This is a genomic window from Joostella sp. (genome assembly GCF_048266025.1).
In the GTDB taxonomy this organism is placed as follows: domain Bacteria; phylum Bacteroidota; class Bacteroidia; order Flavobacteriales; family Flavobacteriaceae; genus Galbibacter; species Galbibacter atrarenae.
This window is the reverse complement of sequence record NZ_JBLXAF010000007.1, coordinates 124,192-144,244: the sequence shown is the minus strand read 5'-3', so window position 1 is coordinate 144,244 and position 20,053 is coordinate 124,192. Positions and strand designations below refer to the sequence as shown.

General features: G+C 33.1%; 14 protein-coding genes. 9 read left to right on the top strand and 5 right to left on the bottom strand.

Annotation, left to right across the window (positions count from 1 at the left end):
• Positions 1-18 precede the first annotated feature (18 nt).
• The gene (locus tag ACN0TY_RS12715) at positions 19-975 is read left to right on the top strand and encodes a transglycosylase SLT domain-containing protein (protein ID WP_417444804.1); all 957 of its coding nucleotides are present in this window, start codon (positions 19-21) and stop codon (positions 973-975) included.
• Positions 975-2,429 (top strand): cardiolipin synthase, encoded by a 1,455-nt coding sequence (gene cls, locus ACN0TY_RS12710; protein WP_417444803.1) that lies wholly within the window; start codon positions 975-977, stop codon positions 2,427-2,429. The genes ACN0TY_RS12715 and cls overlap by 1 nt, the downstream gene beginning before the upstream one ends.
• A gap of 114 nt (positions 2,430-2,543) precedes the next feature.
• Here cls and ACN0TY_RS12705 read toward each other — a convergent pair whose 3' ends face one another.
• Entirely contained in the window at positions 2,544-3,059 is a 516-nt protein-coding gene (locus ACN0TY_RS12705) for a DUF2892 domain-containing protein (protein WP_236959191.1), read from the bottom strand.
• Between the two features lie 163 nt (positions 3,060-3,222).
• Here ACN0TY_RS12705 and rpmH point away from each other — a divergent pair, with 163 nt between their 5' ends.
• Entirely contained in the window at positions 3,223-3,384 is a 162-nt protein-coding gene (gene rpmH / locus ACN0TY_RS12700) for a 50S ribosomal protein L34 (RefSeq protein WP_236959192.1), read from the top strand.
• 101 nt (positions 3,385-3,485) lie between these two features.
• The gene (carB, locus tag ACN0TY_RS12695; RefSeq protein ID WP_236959193.1) at positions 3,486-6,338 is read left to right on the top strand and encodes a carbamoyl-phosphate synthase large subunit; all 2,853 of its coding nucleotides are present in this window, start codon (positions 3,486-3,488) and stop codon (positions 6,336-6,338) included.
• A gap of 69 nt (positions 6,339-6,407) precedes the next feature.
• Here carB and ACN0TY_RS12690 read toward each other — a convergent pair whose 3' ends face one another.
• The 4 genes from ACN0TY_RS12690 to rmuC form a co-directional block, all read right to left on the bottom strand.
• Positions 6,408-7,112, bottom strand: a complete 705-nt coding sequence (locus tag ACN0TY_RS12690; RefSeq protein ID WP_417444802.1) for a DUF3307 domain-containing protein — start codon at positions 7,110-7,112, stop codon at positions 6,408-6,410.
• A 13-nt stretch (positions 7,113-7,125) separates the two neighbouring features.
• Complete coding sequence (locus ACN0TY_RS12685) at positions 7,126-7,737, bottom strand: SatD family protein (protein ID WP_236959195.1); 612 nt, start codon at positions 7,735-7,737, stop codon at positions 7,126-7,128.
• 182 nt (positions 7,738-7,919) lie between these two features.
• The gene (locus ACN0TY_RS12680) at positions 7,920-8,465 is read right to left on the bottom strand and encodes an acyl-CoA thioesterase (RefSeq protein WP_236959196.1); all 546 of its coding nucleotides are present in this window, start codon (positions 8,463-8,465) and stop codon (positions 7,920-7,922) included.
• A 39-nt stretch (positions 8,466-8,504) separates the two neighbouring features.
• On the bottom strand, positions 8,505-9,866 hold the full coding sequence (gene rmuC, locus ACN0TY_RS12675) for a DNA recombination protein RmuC (protein WP_417444801.1): 1,362 nt from the start codon (positions 9,864-9,866) through the stop codon (positions 8,505-8,507).
• Positions 9,867-10,002: 136 nt separating this feature from the next.
• Between rmuC and ACN0TY_RS12670 the strand changes: the two genes are divergently transcribed.
• The 5 genes from ACN0TY_RS12670 to ACN0TY_RS12650 all read left to right on the top strand — a co-directional run bounded on the left by ACN0TY_RS12670 (position 10,003) and on the right by ACN0TY_RS12650 (position 19,976).
• Positions 10,003-12,801 (top strand): LuxR C-terminal-related transcriptional regulator, encoded by a 2,799-nt coding sequence (locus ACN0TY_RS12670; protein WP_417444800.1) that lies wholly within the window; start codon positions 10,003-10,005, stop codon positions 12,799-12,801.
• A 458-nt stretch (positions 12,802-13,259) separates the two neighbouring features.
• The gene (locus tag ACN0TY_RS12665; RefSeq protein WP_417444799.1) at positions 13,260-16,358 is read left to right on the top strand and encodes a SusC/RagA family TonB-linked outer membrane protein; all 3,099 of its coding nucleotides are present in this window, start codon (positions 13,260-13,262) and stop codon (positions 16,356-16,358) included.
• Positions 16,359-16,377: 19 nt separating this feature from the next.
• Positions 16,378-17,811, top strand: coding sequence for a RagB/SusD family nutrient uptake outer membrane protein (locus ACN0TY_RS12660; protein WP_417444798.1), 1,434 nt, complete (start codon positions 16,378-16,380; stop codon positions 17,809-17,811).
• Between the two features lie 19 nt (positions 17,812-17,830).
• Positions 17,831-19,198 (top strand): glucoamylase family protein, encoded by a 1,368-nt coding sequence (locus tag ACN0TY_RS12655; protein WP_417444797.1) that lies wholly within the window; start codon positions 17,831-17,833, stop codon positions 19,196-19,198.
• Entirely contained in the window at positions 19,188-19,976 is a 789-nt protein-coding gene (locus tag ACN0TY_RS12650; protein WP_417444796.1) for an alpha/beta hydrolase-fold protein, read from the top strand. The genes ACN0TY_RS12655 and ACN0TY_RS12650 overlap by 11 nt, the downstream gene beginning before the upstream one ends.
• Positions 19,977-20,053 lie beyond the last annotated feature (77 nt).

The window sequence follows — 20,053 nt, the reverse complement described above, 5'->3', positions numbered from 1 at the left end:
TAAAAAAAAGAGAAAATAATGAAACGTTTAAAAAATATAATCATTTTAGGAGGTGTAGTTGCTGTTTCTGCAGTTTTTATCAATGCAGTCCAAAGTACAAACACTGGGCAGACATATGATAAAGAGGTAACAAAAGTTGTGGATAGCACGAGTTTTGTTAATGATTATAATGTATATGCATTAAAAATTCCTGATGGAATAAATTTTGCTGGTGAGCGCGCTCCTATTGAAGATCCAGACGTAAAAGAGAGAATGGATCGTGAGTTAATGGTGAATACTTATTGGCAGTCTAACGGTTTGTTGCTTATAAAGAGAGCCAATAAATACTTTCCGATTATAGAGCCGATTTTAAAAAAGCATGGCGTTCCAGACGATTTAAAATATATAGCAGTTATAGAAAGTGGACTTACGCAGGCTGTTTCTCCAGCTGGAGCAACGGGATTCTGGCAGCTAATGAAAGGAACTGCACGTGAATATGGTTTAGAGGTAAATGATAATGTAGATGAGCGTTATCACATTGCGAAAGCTACGGAAGTTGCGTGTGAGTATCTTAAAAAAGCGAAAGCTAGATTTGGTAACTGGACAATGGCAGCCGCAGCATACAATGCAGGTCAGTTTGGAATGGCAAAACAGTTGGAGAGACAAGATGTAGAAGATTATTATGATGTTTTATTGGGGGAAGAGACTGGGCGTTATGTATTTAGAATTTTAGCAATAAAAGAAATATTATCACACCCTAAAGAGTACGGTTTTAACTTTGAAGAAGAAGATTTATATACAAATATTCCTGTAAATAAGGTGGAAGTAGATACTGTGGTTACAGATTTCCCTGCGTTTGCAAAGAAATTTGGAATCAATTATAAGATTTTAAAAGTTCATAATCCTTGGTTAAGAGATGCACACCTTAATAATGCTTCAAGAAAGAAATACTTTATAGAAATCCCTAAGGATGGGTATTACCCAGCTGTTAACTAATGTGGTATTATATAAAGGAACATCTTTGGGAGTTTTTATTATTGCTGAACTATATCTTGGCATTAATTGCTGCGGTAACAATTTTGTTAAAAAATATTAATCCCACAAAGACCCTCTCTTATTTAATAGCGCTTTTAGCCTTTCCTTTTGTAGGTCTTATAGTATATTATTTTTTCGGACAAGATTATCGGAAGTTTAAAATATTCAAGAAAAAGAATGTTTTAAATCAGAAGAATATAAAAGATTGGGCACAACAGCTTATTTTAAATAAAAAAGAAGCTTACGATATAAGTGCGGAAGCTTTACATGGAAATACCAAAATAATAGAGCTTGTAGATAGCGAAAAACGTTCACCGCTAACTGTTAATAATAAAGTAGAGATAATAATTAATGGAGAAGAGAAGTTTAAAAGGCTCTTTGAAGATATAAAAAAAGCTACGTCTAGTATTCATTTAGAATATTATATTATTAATGATGATGAAATTGGTGGAGAGTTGATTGATTTACTTTGCAAAAGAGCAAAGGATGGAATTCTGGTTAGAATTAACTACGATTCTGTTGCGAGTTCTTTTACGCAGAAATCAATTCGCTGTTTAAAAGAAAGTGGAGTGAAAATGTATCCTTTTATGCCTGTGTATTTCCCAAAGTTTGCTAGTAAAGTAAATTATAGGAATCATAGGAAAATAGCGGTTATAGATGGTAAGATTGGTTATGTTGGAGGCATTAACATAGCCGATGAATATGTAAATAAAGAGGGAAGACGCTATTGGAGGGATACACATCTGAGGATAGAAGGTCAGGCTGTAGGAATTCTTCAGTTTCATTTTTCTTTAGATTGGGACTTTGTTACGGATAACGATATCGAGATTGACGAAACTTGGTTTCCAGATACGGAGATTACTCATAAAACACCAATGCAGATCGCTGCAAGTGGTCCAGATACAGAATGGGCTAATATTATGGAAGCAATGTTTACGGCCATTAATTCTGCTAGTAGATATGTTTATATTACAACGCCATATTTTATTCCTAATGATGAAATGACTTTAGCGATGTCTACTGCATCGAGAAGTGGTGTAGATGTCCGTTTGATTATTCCTAAGAGTTGTGATTCTTGGGCTGCAAAATATGCTACCTATTCTTATTTAGAGACTTTATTGAAGGCAGGAGTTAAGGTTTATTTATATGACAAAGGGAATATTCATGCTAAAACTATGATTGTAGATGATGTTTTTACTACAGTTGGAACTTCTAATATGGATTACCGTAGTTTTCATATAAATTTTGAAATAAATGCTCTGATTTATGATGAAAAGATAACGAAAGAGTTGTTAGAGATTTTTATAGATGACCTTCAGTATAGCGAACAAGTAGATGCAGAGAGGTGGATGGATCGTGGACTTTCACAGCGATTAAAAGAATCTTTCTGTAGATTATGGGCTCCTTTATTATAAAAGGTATGGATCGAAAAAAAAACCTAGAAAAGAGCTTTTTTAAAAAAGCTCTTTTCTAGGTTTTTTTGTTTAAGTCGTTAATATAGAAGAAGTAGTGCTTTCTATTGAAAAGAATTAGATTTTCTTCATTTGCTGTTGCATCATTTTGATTTGATCTTTCAGCATATTTTGTTTGTCGAGTTTTTTCGCTTCATTTAAAAGCATTGTAGCCTCTCTTTTTCTACGTTTTTGCATTGCAATACCAGCAAGACTTAATTTTGCCATTGCCAAATCATAATCCATACTCAATCCTAATTTTATAGCTTTTTTGAAGTATTTTTCAGCAGCAGTAAGATTAGTTTGAGAAGATATAATCCCTTTTAGGTAGTTATAATACCCTTGTTGTTTTGTAATTAATGCAGTTTCTGGGTTCTTAATTTTGTTAAGCCATTTTTCAGTTCCTGCCATATCTTGCTTTCTCATTCTTAAAAAAGCAAGCAAAATCATCTCGTTTCTAAAGTAAAGGAAGATAAAAATAAGTGAAAGTAGAATTAAAAAAATCCCATTACCTATTTGGCCTTCAATGAATTGATAAATCGCGTAAGCAATGATTAACGCTGCAATAACTAATTTTATATTTTTGTTGAACATATTGGGTATTTTCAATTGAAGTGCAAAGGTAAGAAAATAAATAAAAATATTTTTAAAAAGGTATTTGTAAAAGTAAAAAGTCTTTGTATATTTGCGCCGCGCTTTTGTGAAGTATATTGCAAGCCGAAAGAGATAGAATTACCAAAGAGATAAAGATATTACAATGAGTAAAAGAACATTTCAACCCTCGAAGAGAAAAAGAAGAAATAAGCACGGTTTCAGAGAAAGAATGGCCTCTGTTAACGGTAGAAAGGTGCTTGCTAGCAGAAGAGCAAAAGGTAGAAAAAAGATATCAGTTTCTTCAGAACCTAGACACAAGAAATAATGGTCTATTTTGATTATTAAAATATAAGGTGTTACTTTTATGAGTAACGCCTTTTTTTATACCCAACAACATCTTATATTTATACAATACGTTATTAAAAAATGCCAAAAAGAGAAAACTTAAAGAGTATATTGTTAATAGGTTCAGGTCCTATTATTATCGGGCAAGCATGTGAATTCGATTATTCTGGTTCGCAAGCATTACGATCACTAAGAGAAGATGGAATAGAAACTATTCTGATTAATAGCAATCCAGCTACAATCATGACAGATCCATCAATGGCAGACCATGTCTACTTAAAGCCATTAACTACAAAATCTATTATTGAAATCCTTAAAAAGCATCCAAATATTGATGCAGTTTTACCTACAATGGGAGGACAAACTGCACTTAATCTTTGTATTGAAGCTGATGAAAAAGGAATTTGGGAAGATTTTGGAGTAGAGATTATTGGAGTTGATATTGACGCTATTAACATTACGGAAGATAGAGAGCAGTTTCGTGAATTGATGCTTAAAATAGGTATTCCAATGGCGCCACAAGCTACCGCTACATCTTTCCTAAAAGGAAAAGAAATAGCGCAAGAGTTTGGATTTCCATTGGTAATTAGAGCATCTTATACTTTAGGAGGAGCTGGAGCATCTATTGTTCATAAACCTGAAGATTTTGACGAAATGTTGAGTCGCGGTCTTGAAATCTCTCCTATACATGAGGTGATGATTGATAAGGCTCTGATGGGATGGAAAGAATACGAGCTAGAATTACTTCGAGATGATAATGATAATGTTGTTATTATCTGTACAATCGAGAATATGGACCCAATGGGGATTCATACAGGAGATTCTATAACTGTTGCACCAGCAATGACACTTTCTGATAGAACGTTCCAAAGAATGCGTGATATGGCTATCCATATGATGCGTAGTATTGGAGATTTTGCAGGAGGATGTAATGTACAGTTTGCAGTAAGTCCAGACGATAAAGAAGATATTATAGCGATAGAAATTAACCCACGTGTATCTAGATCTTCTGCATTGGCTTCTAAAGCTACAGGATATCCTATCGCAAAAATAGCTAGTAAATTAGCTATTGGGTATAACTTAGACGAACTTAGTAACCATATTACAAAATCTACTTCTGCTTTATTCGAGCCTAGTTTAGATTATGTGATCGTAAAAATACCTCGTTGGAACTTCGATAAATTTGAAGGATCAGACAGAGAATTAGGGTTACAAATGAAAAGTGTTGGTGAGGTAATGGGAATTGGACGTTCTTTCCAAGAGGCATTACATAAAGCAACACAGTCTTTAGAGATCAAAAGAAATGGTCTTGGAGCAGATGGAAAAGGATATAAAGATTACGACCAAATAATAGATAAATTAACGCATGCTAGTTGGGATCGTGTTTTTGTAATTTATGATGCCATCCAAATGGGAATTCCATTGAGTCGCATTCATGAGATTACTAAAATCGACATGTGGTTCTTAAAACAGTATGAAGAGTTATCATTCTTAGAAAAAGAGATTTCTACATTCAAAATAGAAACTATTTCTAAAAGCTTATTGCTAGAAGCAAAACAAAAAGGTTTTGCAGATAGACAAATAGCACATATGCTTGGATGTTGGGAAAGTGAAGTTCACACGAAACGTGATGAAATGAATATTAATAGAATCTACAAATTAGTAGATACTTGTGCTGCGGAATTTAAAGCACAAACGCCATATTATTATTCAACTTTCGAAGATGTTATCGAAACAGCAGACGGAAAAGTATATTCTGAGAATGAAAGTGTTGTAACTGATAAAAAGAAAATTATAGTTCTTGGTTCTGGACCAAATAGAATTGGACAAGGAATTGAGTTCGATTACTGCTGTGTGCACGGAGTTTTAGCTTCTGCAGAATGTGGTTATGAAACGATCATGATTAACTGTAATCCGGAAACTGTTTCTACAGATTTTGATACAGCAGATAAATTATACTTCGAGCCTGTTTTCTGGGAGCATATCTACGATATTATCCGTCATGAGAAGCCAGAAGGTGTAATTGTTCAGCTTGGAGGGCAAACGGCGCTTAAATTAGCTGAAAAGCTTGATAAGTACGGAATCAAGATTATAGGAACTAGTTACGACTCTTTAGATCTCGCAGAAGATCGTGGTAGCTTCTCTACTTTATTAAAAGAAAACGATATTCCTTACCCAGAATTTGGAGTGGCAGAAACAGCAGATGAAGCTCTTGCTTTAGCAGATAAGCTTAACTTCCCAATCTTGGTGAGACCTTCTTACGTATTAGGAGGACAAGGAATGAAGATTGTTATCAATAAAAAAGAGCTAGAAGAGCACGTAGTAGATCTTTTAAGAAAGATTCCTAATAATAAACTTCTTTTAGATAATTATTTAGATGGAGCTATCGAAGCAGAGGCAGATGCAATTTGCGACGGAGAAGATGTCTATATAATAGGTATAATGGAACATATTGAACCTTGTGGTATTCACTCAGGAGATTCTAATGCTACTTTACCACCGTTTAACTTAGGAGATTTAGTACTTGAGCAAATTAAAGATCATACTAAAAAGATTGCCTTAGCACTAAATACAGTAGGTTTAATTAACATACAGTTTGCTATAAAAGATGATAAAGTTTATATAATTGAAGCCAATCCTAGAGCTTCTAGAACAGTGCCTTTCATTGCAAAAGCTTACAAAGAGCCGTACGTAAATTATGCTACAAAAGTGATGTTAGGAGCGAAGAAGGTAAAAGACTTTAACTTCAATCCGCAATTAGAAGGATATGCAATTAAGCAACCTGTTTTCTCTTTTAATAAGTTCCCTAATGTAGATAAGAAATTAGGACCTGAAATGAAGAGTACTGGAGAGAGTATCTTGTTTATAGATAGCTTGAAAGACGATGCTTTTTACGATCTATATCAACGTAGAAAAATGTATTTGAGTAAATAATTCAGATACTATATCATACAAAAAAGGCTGTTGAAAGATCTCAACAGCCTTTTTTATGTTGTAATTTTATTATAAATAATAGGTAATAAGGAGTGAAGTTATAATAGCAATTCCGAAGCTTAAAAGTGTTCCTATTAAGATGTATTCTGTTAACTTTCTATCTTTTGCTTCTGTAAGATCACTAAATCTAAAAATTGATTTAGCTGCAATTAAAAAGCCAACTCCTTCCCAATGGTTGGTAAGAATAAACGTGAAAACTAATAGGCGTTCCAGCATTCCAATATATTTCCCTGCATTTTCTAAAGAATCTCCCTTGTCCATTTCTGTTTTAGGGGTATAAATAGATATGATTGTTTTTATTAAAATGGATGCAGGCTGTGTTAAAAAGATGATTCCTGTTCCTATTAATAGCGTTTTCTGATTTATAATGTCTGTAATTATTATTTCTGAAGGACTACATATAATACAAATAATAACAATTACAATAATGTGTAAAAGCTGGTCTATAAAGAACAATAATCTTCTGTTTTCTTTTGTCTGAAGTATGAGTTTAGCAGCATCGATACAAAAATGTGTGATTCCTATAATAAGAGGGATATACCATAGTTGAAGATCCCATATAAATAGATATGACAGTAAAACATGAATAAGTGAATGAAGGTATAGCTTGGGTGATTTTAATTTTTGATTTTCCTTTTCAGCAACCCATTTTTTAGATTGAAAAGTAAAATCTCCCAATAAATGTGCTAAGAATAGCTTTAAGAATAACACCATATCTCTATTTTTTTTATAACATGCTTATTTTATGTCGGTACATTAAATCGAGCTCCATAATTTCATCAAAAGAAGCTCTTTTTATACGCTCACTAACAGCACTTTGTTTAATTCCTATTAAATCCCCTAACTCTTCTTGTGATAGGCCGGGATTTTCTATAGCGGTTTTTATAATCTCCGCAGAGTTTGTTGTCCAGTTATCCATTGCTATTAATGCGAGCTTAAAGTAAAGATTGAGTTCTTTATTTATGGTTTCACTAGCAGTCATAATAGCGAGATTTATTTTTTGTTGCTTTAATTTCTCAAATTGTAGTCCCGAATTTACAAAAGCACTCCCATTCGATTCAGAAATTGATTTACCTTCATAGGTTTTCTCTCCAATCCCAATTGAAATCCGAACATCAATCCCTTTTATACTTCTCATAGTAGACTTTATTAAAACAGCCATTAAAAAAGTGCTATATATGTCTTCTATTTCTACTTGAAAACTATCACCTCTATATACCTCCCAAGAAGTATCAGAAGTAGTAATCTTACTGAAAACCTCTTTTAAAGGGGTTAACCATTTCTCAGGGTCTTTGCTTCCTCTTGAATTTATAATATCTCCTGTTAAAACACCTGTCATAATCTTTTGGTTAAAGTAGGATGTAAAAAATCGTTCATAGTTTAAATTATTGTTTTAAACGTCAATAATTCACAATAACGGGTAATTAGCCAATAATAATTAATATTGGTTTTTAACCCAATAATACCAAATATCGGTTTTTTAATCAATAATTACAAATATTCTTTTAGGAGAAGGAGTTTTTAGATATCAATCTTTACATTATAGCCTTCCAATTCATGGATAAGCTCATTAACAGTATAATCAAGTTCATTAGCATAATCATGACGCTCTTTGCGGAGTTGATTTCTTTTTACACTTTTAAAGAAACGTTTTAAATCCTTTTCAGACTCTAAAATTAAACCAGGAACTTTGACACTATTTCCTTCATCATCTTTAGCGACCATTGTAAAATATGAAGAATTACAATGTTTAACGGTTCCATTTTGAATGTTTTCTGCCTCCACACGAATTCCAACTACGATAGAAGTATTTCCTACAAAGTTTACAGAAGCTTTCATGGTTACGAGCTCTCCAATCTCTATCGGTTTTAAGAAATCTACGGTATCTACAGAGGCGGTAACACAATAGGAACCACTGTATTTAGAAGCGCAAGCAAATGCTATTTGATCTAAAAGAGATAATATAAAGCCTCCATGTATTTTCCCACTAAAGTTTGAGTGGGAGGGAAGCATTAATTCCGAAATTTCTAATCTAGAATCGCTTACAGGTTTAAATTTTGGAGTCATGTATAAATTGGTGTTTTAATTAAAGATATGGATGTGAAATTATAATAATTTATTTTGGTTGGTCCCTGGTAGTTCTTCAATATCGTCGTCGTCAGAAGCACGATTAAGCCATTTTTGGTCTATTTGTTTGCTTGCTTTGGCGCCTAATTTTTTTAATTTTTCTACACGTCCTAATAAGTTTCCTTTACCAGTAAGTTTGGTCATAGAACTGCTGTAGGTATTCTGAACTGTTTGTAATTGTTTACCTACCTTTTCAAGATCGTCTAGAAGATTTTTAAACTGATCGTATAAACGTCCCGCTTGAATGGCAATTTCCATGGCATTCTTATGCTGCTTGTCGTTTTGCCACATACTATCAATAGTACGTAATGTAGCTAAAAGTGTAGAAGGTGTAACAATAATAATATTTCTCTCAAAGGCAATATTATAAAGCTGTGGTTCCTGTTGTGATGCTATAGCAAACGCAGGCTCCATTGGAATAAAAAGTAAAACGAAGTCAGGACTTTCAATTTTATACAAATCATGATAATTCTTTGCACTCAATTGATCCACGTGTTTTTTAATAGAATTTACATGCTCTTTTAATAACGCAGGCTTTAGCTCATCATCCTCTTCATTTACATAACGTTCATAAGCTATTAAAGAAACCTTCGAATCGACAATCATTTTCTTATTGTCAGGCAAATGGATAATTACATCTGGAAGTACTCGCTTTCCTTCATCCGTAGTAAAACTATTTTGAACAGTATATTCACTTCCTTTTTCTAATCCAGATTTTTCTAATACCCTTTCTAAGACTAATTCACCCCAATTACCTTGCATTTTAGTGTCTCCCTTTAATGCTTTTGTTAAGTTGGAAGCCTCTTTTGTTATTTGCTGATTGAGTTCTTTAAGGTTTACTAATTGTTGTTGTAAGGCAGAATGACGAGTAATACTTTCTTTATTACTATCTTCAACTCGCTTCTCAAAATGCTGTATTTTTTCTTGTAATGGGTCTAGAATGTTTTTAATATTTACTTTGTTCTGAAGCGTAAATTTTTCTGATTTTTCTTCTAAAATTTTATTGGCAAGAAGCTGGAAGTCTTTAGTAAAACGTTCTTGAAGTTTTTCTACTTCTTCTTTTTGTTCTTTGTTTTTTTCTAATAGATTGTCAAAATCTACTTCCTTTCTAGAAAATTGAATTGCCAAAGAATCTTTTTCTTGTCTGATGGACTCTTTAGCTGAAATTTCTTTTTCTATAGTATTGTTAAGTTGAGCGATTTGTTGAAGCAGTTGATTTTCTCGTTCTTCAAAAGCACCTTGATTGTTATTACTTTTTAATTTCTGAATATAGATCCCGATAAAGATTCCGAAAGCAGCAAAAATAAATGCGACAATTATTAAAAGAAGATTTTCAGTCATTATATGTATTTTCGTTGAAACTTTAAGTTTTTAATTAAGACGTAAAGATAAAAGATTAGCATTAATTAAATGCTTTCCATATTAATAATTGACAATTCATTGTAAAGTAGTATTTTAAATAAAAATAAAGAAACCTATGCCGCTCCAGCGCTTGTTATATACACTAAAGTACTTCATAATATTTTTTTCTGTTTGCCAAATATTTGGACAACGGAGACCTCCCATTCATAACTTTAACATTCACGATTATCAAGCAGGAATTCAGAATTGGGGAATCGCCTATGGAGATAAAAATGTATTTGTTGCAAATAACGAAGGACTGCTTGAGTTTGATGGAAACACCTGGAGGTTTTATGAATTACCTAATAAAACAATTGTTCGCTCTGTAGCTTATTTTGATGGAAAAGTATACACGGGTTCTTATGAAGAGTTTGGTTATTGGGAGAAAACAAAGACTGGAGATTATAACTATGTGAGTCTTAGTGAGCGTATTTCAGGGAAAAATATTGAAACAGAGTCTATTTGGAGTATTTATAAGCTTAAAGAAGCTATTATTTTTAAGTCTTTCAGCGGCATCTTTGTATATGAAAATGGAAGGATAAAAACGATCAAAGCGGGAACTACAATTTTAGGAGGTAATGTGGTTAATGATGAGTTTTTTGTCTTCGGGAGGGAAAAAGGAATTTATAAACTGAAAGATGATAAGCTACTTCTGGAGTCAGAAACAGCACTTTTAAAAGACTTCAAAGTACAATCTATCGTTCCTTTTGAGGAAGGTAAAGTAATGATAGGAACTTCTTTAAATGGTTGTTTTATATGGGAAAATGACAGGATAGCGCCATGGAAACACCCATTAAATGAGCTGATGAAAGAAAATCAGCTTAACAAAATTAGTATAGAAAAAGAGTATATTTTTCTAGGAACCATAAAAAATGGAGTTTACGTATATAGCCGTAAAAACAATCAATTTTATAACTTAAATGTTCAGAACGGACTTCAGAATAATACAGTTTTAGGAATTTTATTTAACGAGAGAGGAACGTTGTGGCTTTCTTTAGATAATGGTATTTCTGCGGTTCCTATAGATTTTGATGGGTACTATTTAAATCCTTCTCAACAAGATATTGGAGGAGTCTACGATATGGTTTCCTATAATAATAATACATATATAGCTACAAATACTGGTGTGTATGTAGGAAATCAAGATGGAATAAAATTTATAGAGGGTTCTCAAGGGCATATTTGGAACCTTAGTTTGGTTGACGATGTAATTATCTGTGGGCATAATCTTGGAACTTATGAGATAAAAAATGATAAATGGACAAGTATATCTAATCAGAATGGCGGTTATGTATTTAAAGAGCTGGAGGGAGTTCCAGATACGTATTTGCAAGGGAATTATTCTGGACTCACCTTATATAAGAAAAATGGAAACGGTTGGGATGTAAAGGATGTAGAAGGAATAGATTTTCCAGTTAAAAATTTAGTTTTCGAAAAAGACCATATCGCATGGGCTGCACATACCTATAAGGGAGTGTATAGAATTCATTTTTCAGAAGATTATTCTAAAGTAACAAGGGTAGAGGAGCAGTATAATAAATATTTCCAGAACAGTTATTTGATCAAGTTGTTTAATATAGAAGGTCAGATTTCATTCTATAATGAAGGGAAATGGTTTATGTTTAATCCTTTAGAAAGTAAAATTGTAGATTTTGAATCGCTAAATACTATTTTAGGAAAAGATAGTGATGCTTACCCAATTACCGATGAAGGGGTGAATCCTATTCTTTTTAAGAAGGCAGATGGAACTTTATTTATTAGAGAGCAATTAAATAATGCAGAAACTCAATTTTACTTACCAACACGATACTATCAAAATCGATTATTAAAAAATGACGAGCGCGCAATTGTTGTAAACGATTCTATTATTCAAATAGCGCTCTATAATGATATTTTAGCTGTTAATACAAATAGAATTAGTAGTCAGAAAGAGCCTGAAGCTCCTTCTATTCATAGGATTTTAAAAAATGGCACACCCTTAATTTTAGATAGTCTACCTACTTTTAAACAACGGGATACTATTGTTATAGAGACCTCGCTACCTTTTCTATCTAATAGTACAATTGTTTATTCACTTCCTAATGTAATGGATTCTGATTATAGAGAAGCTAAAGAAGGAAAGATCGTAATTACTAATTTGCCTTATGGGGAAACGACTGTAGATATACGAACAAAAGTGAAATCTAAAGTTTCAGATACAGGCGTAAAACTATCAATTGAAACGCAGAAACCATGGTATTTAGGTGTTTGGGGAATACTATTAGCAATTTTGATATTCTTGATTATAGGTCTAGTGGTGCTTACAATTAATAAGTATATGCTCATCCGACATAAAAAGTATTTAGAGGATCAATTTGAGCACCAAAAGGAGTTGAACCGAAAAGAGGAAGCATTAATACATGAGAAGAAACTCAATGAGCTTCAAAAATTACAGCATGAAAAAGAGCTTAAAGGTAAAACCAAAGAGTTGGCAAACACAGCTCTAGAAATGACAAAAAAGAATGAGATACTTTCAGATTTAAGGGAGGAGTTGGTTTATTTTAAATCTGAAATAATTGATAAATTACGCTTTAATAAACTTTTAAAGAAAATAGATCGAAATATTAATAATGCAAACGACTGGGAGATTTTTGAGTCTAACTTTAATCAAATACACGATTCATTTTTTAAGAATCTAATAAAACTGCATCCAGAGAAATTAACTTCAAAAGATCTAAAATTATGTGCCTACCTCAAGATGAATCTATCAAGTAAAGAGATAGCTCCATTAATGAGTATTTCGGTAAGGGGAGTTGAAATTCATAGATACCGACTTCGTAAGAAACTCAACCTTTCTTCAGAACAAAACCTTAACGAATATCTAATGAATATCTAATTCCTAATTTTAATAGTTAATATTAAGTACTACATTTTGTTTTGAAAAGGAGTTTTAATTAGCTCTAATTACGTAACCTATTTTTAAATTAAATTCTTACACGTATTTAAGGGCGATTTATTGCAATTTATTCAGTTAAAAACAGGAGATATGTGAGCTTTAGGTAATAAATTTTAACAATTATAGTAATGTTAAACTCACAAAAATTTAAGTTTTAATCGAAAATTCATTATTTTTTAGTGTCTCAAATTGCGAATTAGACAACAATAAATTACATCATTACTACATCAAAACACTGTTTTTAATACTTCATTGAATGTTTTAACACCTACTTATCTCTTTAAATATAGGGGATACGAACAATTCTAGTTAATGATGTATTTAAGGTGAGGTGATTTACAACTACATCGTTGTAGTTTATAATAATTTTAAGAAGCTAACTTTAATATTTAAGAATAATGAAAAATTATTTATTGACATTTATATTGTTATGCTGTTTTTCTGGGTTCGCCCAACAGCAAACAATAACTGGTGTTGTAACGGATGATCAAAATATGCCGTTACCAGGAGCATCAGTTTTAGTAAAAGGGACAACAAATGGAACCCAAACAGATTTTGATGGTAATTATACCATGAATGCTTCAAGTGGGGAAATCCTCATTTTCTCATACGTGGGTATGGATTCTAAAGAAGTTGTAGTAGGAAGTTCATCAACCATTAATACAACTTTAGTAGTATCTACAAATCAACTCGACGAGGTAGTTGTTGTGGGTTATGGTACGCAAAAAAGGTCAGATCTAACAGGTGCTATTGTTTCAGCAAAGTCTGAAGATATTGCAGAACAGCCTGCTTTAAATGCAATGCAGTCCTTACAAGGAAAAGTATCAGGGGTTAATATTATTAATAGTGATGCACCTGGAACTGATCCTAAAGTAGTAATTAGAGGAGTAGGTACTGCTTCTGCTGGTAGTTCTCCTTTATATGTAGTGGATGGAATTACCGTAAGTAATATTCAGAATATTAGTCCTAGTGATATCGAAAGTGTAGATATTATGAAGGATGCTTCTTCTGCGGCAATTTATGGTAGTGATGCTGCAAATGGTGTGATTATCATCACTACTAAAAAGGGTAAGTCTGGAAAAGCTAGAATTAAAGTAGAATCATTTTACGGAGCAAAATCAGTTTTAAATCCTGTTAAAATGGCTAATGGAGAGCAGTATGCCACTTATTTTAATGAGAAACAGAGCTCAATAGGTGGAGGGTATCAATTACTAACTAATCAAAAATATGATACAGATTGGTATGACGAGCTAATTGGAACTGCTTTTTCAAATAATAATAGTGTTTCTATTTCTGGAGGATCTGATGTAGCAGATTACTTTTTTAGTGTAAACAATTACAATGAGGACGGATTATTAAAAGATCAGAAATACAATAGGACAACTGTAAGAACAAATAATACTTTTAAGTTATTTGATGGAAGGTTAAGATTAAGTCCTAATTTAAATTTATCCTTTACTAACGAAAATCCAAAAGGATCAAGTCCTTTTAATGATGCTTACAGACAGTCACCTTTGGTTCCAGTTTATTATGAGTCAGGACAATTTGGACAAAGTTATGTAAATCAAACAACAGGAGAGGTTACATATATAGCTGCTCCAGGAGAGTCTATTGGGAGTTTAAATTCTATTGGAAACCCTGTCGCGAATGAGTATTTTGATAATCAAAAAATTCAAACAACTAATATTCAAGGGATATTCAATGCAGAGTTTGATATTACAGATTGGCTGAAAGTAAGTTCACGTTTTGGAGCTACAAAATACTATTATACCAAGAGAGTTTTTAATGATACAAAAGGAAGATGGCTTGCAGCAAACCCAAATAGAACGTCTGAACAATTTGATCAGTTAAAAGAAGATAATCCAACTTCTTTGGAATATGCAAATAATGATATCTCTTATGAAGATATAGAGCAATTCCGTTACAATTGGGATAGTTTTTTGACTTTTGATAAAACTTTTGATAAGCATAGTGTAAATGTTCTTTTAGGGTTAACAAAAGACTTAAGAAATGATAATTCTAGAATGTATGTTAAGGGCTATGATGTGCCAGACCAAGAGCAGTATTGGAATGTAGATTTAGCTTCTTCTCAATATGCGAAAATTGCAGAACAGAATTTATCTAATATCAGAACAAAGCTTTCTTATTTTGCAAGACTTCAGTATAATTATGATAATAAATATTTTCTTACTGCAAACTTTAGAAGAGATGGTGATAGCTACTTTAAAGAAAATAAAGAATATTGGGGGAATTTTCCATCAGTAAGTGCTGGTTGGGTAATTTCTCGTGAAGAATTTATGAGTGATTCTTGGATTGATTTTCTTAAGTTACGTGGAGGTTATGGTAAGCTAGGAAATGCAAATGTGCCACAATTAAATACGAGTACAATCTCTACAAGTACAGGAAGTAGTAGTAACAACTATGTGTTTGGACCTAATCAAGACTTAATTTTTGGTTCTAGTTTTGGAACTCCAGTGACTGAGCTTACTTGGGAGAAAACGAATGAAATTTTTGCAGGGATGGATATCAGTATATTTAATAGTCGTTTAACTGCAAATTTTGATTACTACGATAGAACTACAGAGAATGCAATAATGAATGTAAAACCGTTATTAAATTCAGCTTATCAACAATCTTATTATGACCACGGAGGGAAAGTGAAAAATGAAGGTTTTGAAATTGCTCTAACATGGAAAGATGATGTTTCTGAAGATTTCTCTTATAGTATCGGTGTAAATTATGGATATAATAATAACACTTTAGAGAATGTAAAACCAGCATATGATGGTAATACTGGAGGAAGTTTGTCAAATGGACAGATAACTAAGCGATTAGAGGAAGGCCAGCCACTGTATGCTTGGTGGATGTATGAAGCAGAAGGTGTGTGGCAAACTCAAGAAGAGATAGATAATACCACAGCTTATCCAAGTACTCCTAAGCCAGGATACTTAAAATATAAAGATCAAAATGAAGATGGTGTAATTGATGACAGAGATAAGAAATTCTTCGGATCTTATTTACCGTCTTTTAATTATGGAATTAACTTAGGTTTGAATTATAAGAGATTTGATTTTAATTTAGATGCTTTTGGAGTAGGCGGAAACAAAGTGTATAATGGGTTAAAAGGGGTAAGAATAGATGGAGGAGAGAATGTTACTCAAGACGTATTTAATGAGAGATGGACAGGAGAAGGATCTACAAATGTAAACCCAGGTGCAGATAGAGATGCTTTAGCTTCTAGTTATTATCTTGAAGATGGAGATTATTTAAGGATTAATAATATATCTGTGGGATACACTATTCCAGAAGATGTATTGAAAGCTTTTACCAAAATAAGAATTTATGCGACCGCTCAGAATCCATTTCTTTTTACTGATTACAGCGGCTTTACTCCAGAACTATTATCCTCAGGATCTCCAAATGGGACTGCAGGTATAGAGCTTTCAGCATATCCTAATGTAAAAACATTCTTATTAGGTGTTAATATTGAATTATAAAAATATAAAAGCAATTATTATGAAAATAAAATTAAATAAATGGCTTTATCTTCTTGTAGCAACTGCTTTTTTAGCAGCTTGTAGTGAAGATTATTTAGATGTAGATTCTAGAGAGGATATTTCTTTAGAAGATTCTGGGGTTACTTTGAAAGCAGAGAATTTTGTTACTGCTACTTATGGTATGTTAACAGAGTGGCCTTATGCCTTTTCTTATCTAGGGGTTACAGAAATAATTTCTGATAATGCAGATAAAGGGGGAAGACCAACGGATAGCGGTGCAGATAAAGACGTACTTGATGAGTTACAACACAATTCTTCATCTCCTTCTATTAGAGCTATGTGGGAGCACTGGTATAAGTCAATAGGTAGAGCAACTTCTGCAATAGAGTTTATAGAAGACTCTGAAGCTACAGATAATGAATTAAATACAAGATTGTTAGGTGAGGCAAAGTTCTTAAGAGCTTTAAATTATTTTTGGTTAGTGCGTTCTTTTGGAGATGTTACTATTCAAGGAATTACAGATCCTACCAGTAGAGCGCCTAAGGATGATGTTTATGCATACATAGAACAAGACTTACTTGACGCTATCGAACATTTACCTGTTAAAAGTGGTTATGCGAGCAAAGATCTTGGAAGAGCAACAAAAGGAGCTGCACAAGCATTATTGGCAAAAGTATATTTATACGAAGAAAAGTGGCAGCTTGCTTATGATTATTCAAATGAAGTAATAAATTCAGGGGAATATAGCTTAGAGCCAAATTATGAGGATTTATGGCGTGTGTATACCGAAAATGGTGTAGAATCTATATTTGAAGTTCAAGCTAGAGGGGAATCGATAGCACATGGAGTTCAACAATACTCTCAAACTCAAGGCGCCAATGGAGGTAGCAATGGTTGGGGTTGGGGATTTAATAGTCCTTCTCAAAATTTAGTTGATGCTTATGATGCAGAAAACGATGAGATAAGAAAGAATGCTACAATAATTTTTGCTGGTGAAACATTATGGGACGGTAGAGAAGTGAGTGCTTCATCTCAGAATCCTAGATATAATGAAAAAGCATATTCTAGCGCCAATGCTGGCTCTAGTGATGGGGATAAAAATGTAAGGATCCTACGTTTTGCTGAAGTTTACTTGTTAAAAGCAGAAGCAGCAAACGAATTAGGGAAATCTTCAGAAGCATTAACTTCATTGAATATGGTTAGAGCTCGAGTAGAGCTAGATAACGTAACAGTTACAGACCAAGCTTCATTACGTCAAAAAATATGGAATGAAAGAAGGCTGGAATTGGCTTTTGAACATGATCGTTGGTTTGATTTAATAAGAATAGGAGAGGCAAAAGAAGCAATGGCAGCAGATGGTAAAACATTTGTAGAAGGGAGACATGAGTTATTTCCTATTCCAAATGATCAATTAATTCAAACTCCAGAGATGACTCAAAATCCAGGATATTAATAAAAAACAATAAACCCTCATGCGATTAATATTAGCATTTTTAGCTGTCACATTCACTTTGGTAGGATGTGACAGTTCAAAAAAAACAGATAAAAAAGAAGCTTCAGAAGTTACTAATACGGAAACTTCAACTTTTACACCGTCAGCCTCAGATAAGGAGTTGATGGACAAAATTCAGAAGCAAACCTTCGAATATTTTTGGGATGGAGCTCAGCCTAACTCTGGGTTAGCGGCAGAACGTATTCATCTAGATGATATTTATCCTTCAAACGATAAACATATTGTTACAACTGGAGGAAGTGGTTTTGGAGTAATGGCTATTTTAGTTGGTGTAGAGAGGGGTTACATTACAAAACAACAAGCCTTAACGCGCTATATTAAGATTGTCGATTTCCTTAAAAAGGCAGACCGTTTCCATGGGGCATGGCCGCATTGGATGGATGATAATACAGGAAAAGTAAAGCCATTTAGTAAGTATGACGATGGTGGAGATTTGGTTGAAACGGCATTTTTAATCCAAGGGCTTTTAACTGTTGCTGAATATTATAAGACTGATTCTACTGAAGAATCAAAACAATTAGTTGCAGATATTCAAGAACTATATGAAGATGTAGAATGGGATTGGTATACTAAGGGAGAAGATGTTTTATACTGGCATTGGTCGCCAAACAACGGTTGGAAAATGAACTTTGCAGTTTCGGGGTATAACGAATGTCTTATTATGTATATTCTGGCTGCTGCATCTCCAACACATCCTATTTCTAAAGAAGTTTACGAAAAAGGATGGGCAAAGAGTGGTGCTATTGCAACAGATGCTACATATTATGATTTAAAAACAGTATTAAAGCATAATAGTGATACGGTAGGTCCTTTATTTTGGGCTCATTATTCATATTTAGGATTGAATCCAAAAGGATTAAAAGATCAATATGGAGATTATTGGGAACTAAATAAAAACCATGCGCTTATAAACTATAAATACTGTGTGGACAACCCTCAAGGGTATAAAGGTTACGGAGAAAATTGTTGGGGATTAACCGCTAGTTATTCTGTAAACGGATATGCCGGACACCATCCTGGAAAAAGTGATTTGGGAGTAATTTCTCCTACAGCTGCACTTTCTTCTATGCCTTACACTCCAAAAGAGAGTATGCAGTTTTTAAGATTTATGTATAAGGAGCAAGATTCTTTAATTGGAAAATATGGACCCTATGATGCCTTTAGTATTGAGGAGGATTGGTTTGTACCAAGATATCTAGCAATCGATCAAGGGCCAATTCCTGTTATGATTGAAAATTATAGAACTGGATTGTTTTGGAAATTGTTTATGAAGAATGGAGATGTTCAAAACGGACTAAATAAATTAGGATTTACATATGAAAAATAACAGCAAATTAGTTTTATTAGTATTGCTTTCCTTGCCAATGCTAATAATAGCACAAAATGAACTTTATCAAAAAGATAATTTTGTTGTAGGTAAGGATACCTTGAAGTATAGAATCTTATTACCAAAGAATTTTTCAAATCAAAAGGAATATCCATTGGTACTTTTCTTGCATGGTGCAGGAGAACGAGGAAATGATAATGTAAGTCAGCTTACACATGGGAGCTCTTTATTTACAAAAAAGGAAAATATGGAAGACTACCCTGCCATTGTAATTTTTCCGCAATGTTCAAAAGATGATTATTGGTCGAATGCTGACGTAGATCGCTCTGGTAGTGATGGTGTGAAATTGGTTTTTCATGATGATAAAAAGCCAACGAAATTTTTAGATCTAACAATGAGTTTACTAAATCAATTTTTAAGTAAATCTTTTGTAAAGAAAGATCAAGTCTATATTGTAGGGCTTTCGATGGGTGGAATGGGAACTTTTGAATTGCTTTCTAGAATGCCAACAACTTTTGCTGCTGGAATTCCAATTTGTGGAGGAGGTAGTACAGAAGCCGTTAGCAAATATGTAAACACACCGCTTTGGGTATTTCATGGCGCGCAAGATAATGTGGTAAACCCAATGAACTCTATTAAAATGGTAGAAGCGCTTTTAAATGAAGGTGGCCATCCTAGATTCACCCTTTATGATGATGCTAATCATAATAGTTGGGATCCAGCTTTTAGTGAGCCTGATTTTTTATCGTGGTTGTTTTCTCATAAACGCAATCAATAGTTTATAATGTAGAGTTTGAGTAAGATGTTTGTTTGAAAAATAAACTCAAAAATAAAAATAGTCCCTTGTTTGGGATC

Bases quoted from the DNA above. Each gene is read 5' to 3' on its own strand.
- ACN0TY_RS12690 (WP_417444802.1), bottom strand. From the start codon at position 7,112: ATGGTGTTATTCTTAAAGCTATTCTTAGCACATTTATTGGGAGATTTT.
- ACN0TY_RS12685 (WP_236959195.1), bottom strand. From the start codon at position 7,737: ATGACAGGTGTTTTAACAGGAGATATTATAAATTCAAGAGGAAGCAAA.
- ACN0TY_RS12680 (WP_236959196.1), bottom strand. From the start codon at position 8,465: ATGACTCCAAAATTTAAACCTGTAAGCGATTCTAGATTAGAAATTTCG.
- rmuC (WP_417444801.1), bottom strand. From the start codon at position 9,866: ATGACTGAAAATCTTCTTTTAATAATTGTCGCATTTATTTTTGCTGCT.
- ACN0TY_RS12660 (WP_417444798.1), top strand. From the start codon at position 16,378: ATGAAAATAAAATTAAATAAATGGCTTTATCTTCTTGTAGCAACTGCT.
- ACN0TY_RS12670 (WP_417444800.1), top strand. From the start codon at position 10,003: ATGCCGCTCCAGCGCTTGTTATATACACTAAAGTACTTCATAATATTT.
- rpmH (WP_236959192.1), top strand. From the start codon at position 3,223: ATGAGTAAAAGAACATTTCAACCCTCGAAGAGAAAAAGAAGAAATAAG.
- ACN0TY_RS12715 (WP_417444804.1), top strand. From the start codon at position 19: ATGAAACGTTTAAAAAATATAATCATTTTAGGAGGTGTAGTTGCTGTT.
- cls (WP_417444803.1), top strand. From the start codon at position 975: ATGTGGTATTATATAAAGGAACATCTTTGGGAGTTTTTATTATTGCTG.
- ACN0TY_RS12650 (WP_417444796.1), top strand. From the start codon at position 19,188: ATGAAAAATAACAGCAAATTAGTTTTATTAGTATTGCTTTCCTTGCCA.
- ACN0TY_RS12655 (WP_417444797.1), top strand. From the start codon at position 17,831: ATGCGATTAATATTAGCATTTTTAGCTGTCACATTCACTTTGGTAGGA.
- ACN0TY_RS12705 (WP_236959191.1), bottom strand. From the start codon at position 3,059: ATGTTCAACAAAAATATAAAATTAGTTATTGCAGCGTTAATCATTGCT.
- carB (WP_236959193.1), top strand. From the start codon at position 3,486: ATGCCAAAAAGAGAAAACTTAAAGAGTATATTGTTAATAGGTTCAGGT.
- ACN0TY_RS12665 (WP_417444799.1), top strand. From the start codon at position 13,260: ATGAAAAATTATTTATTGACATTTATATTGTTATGCTGTTTTTCTGGG.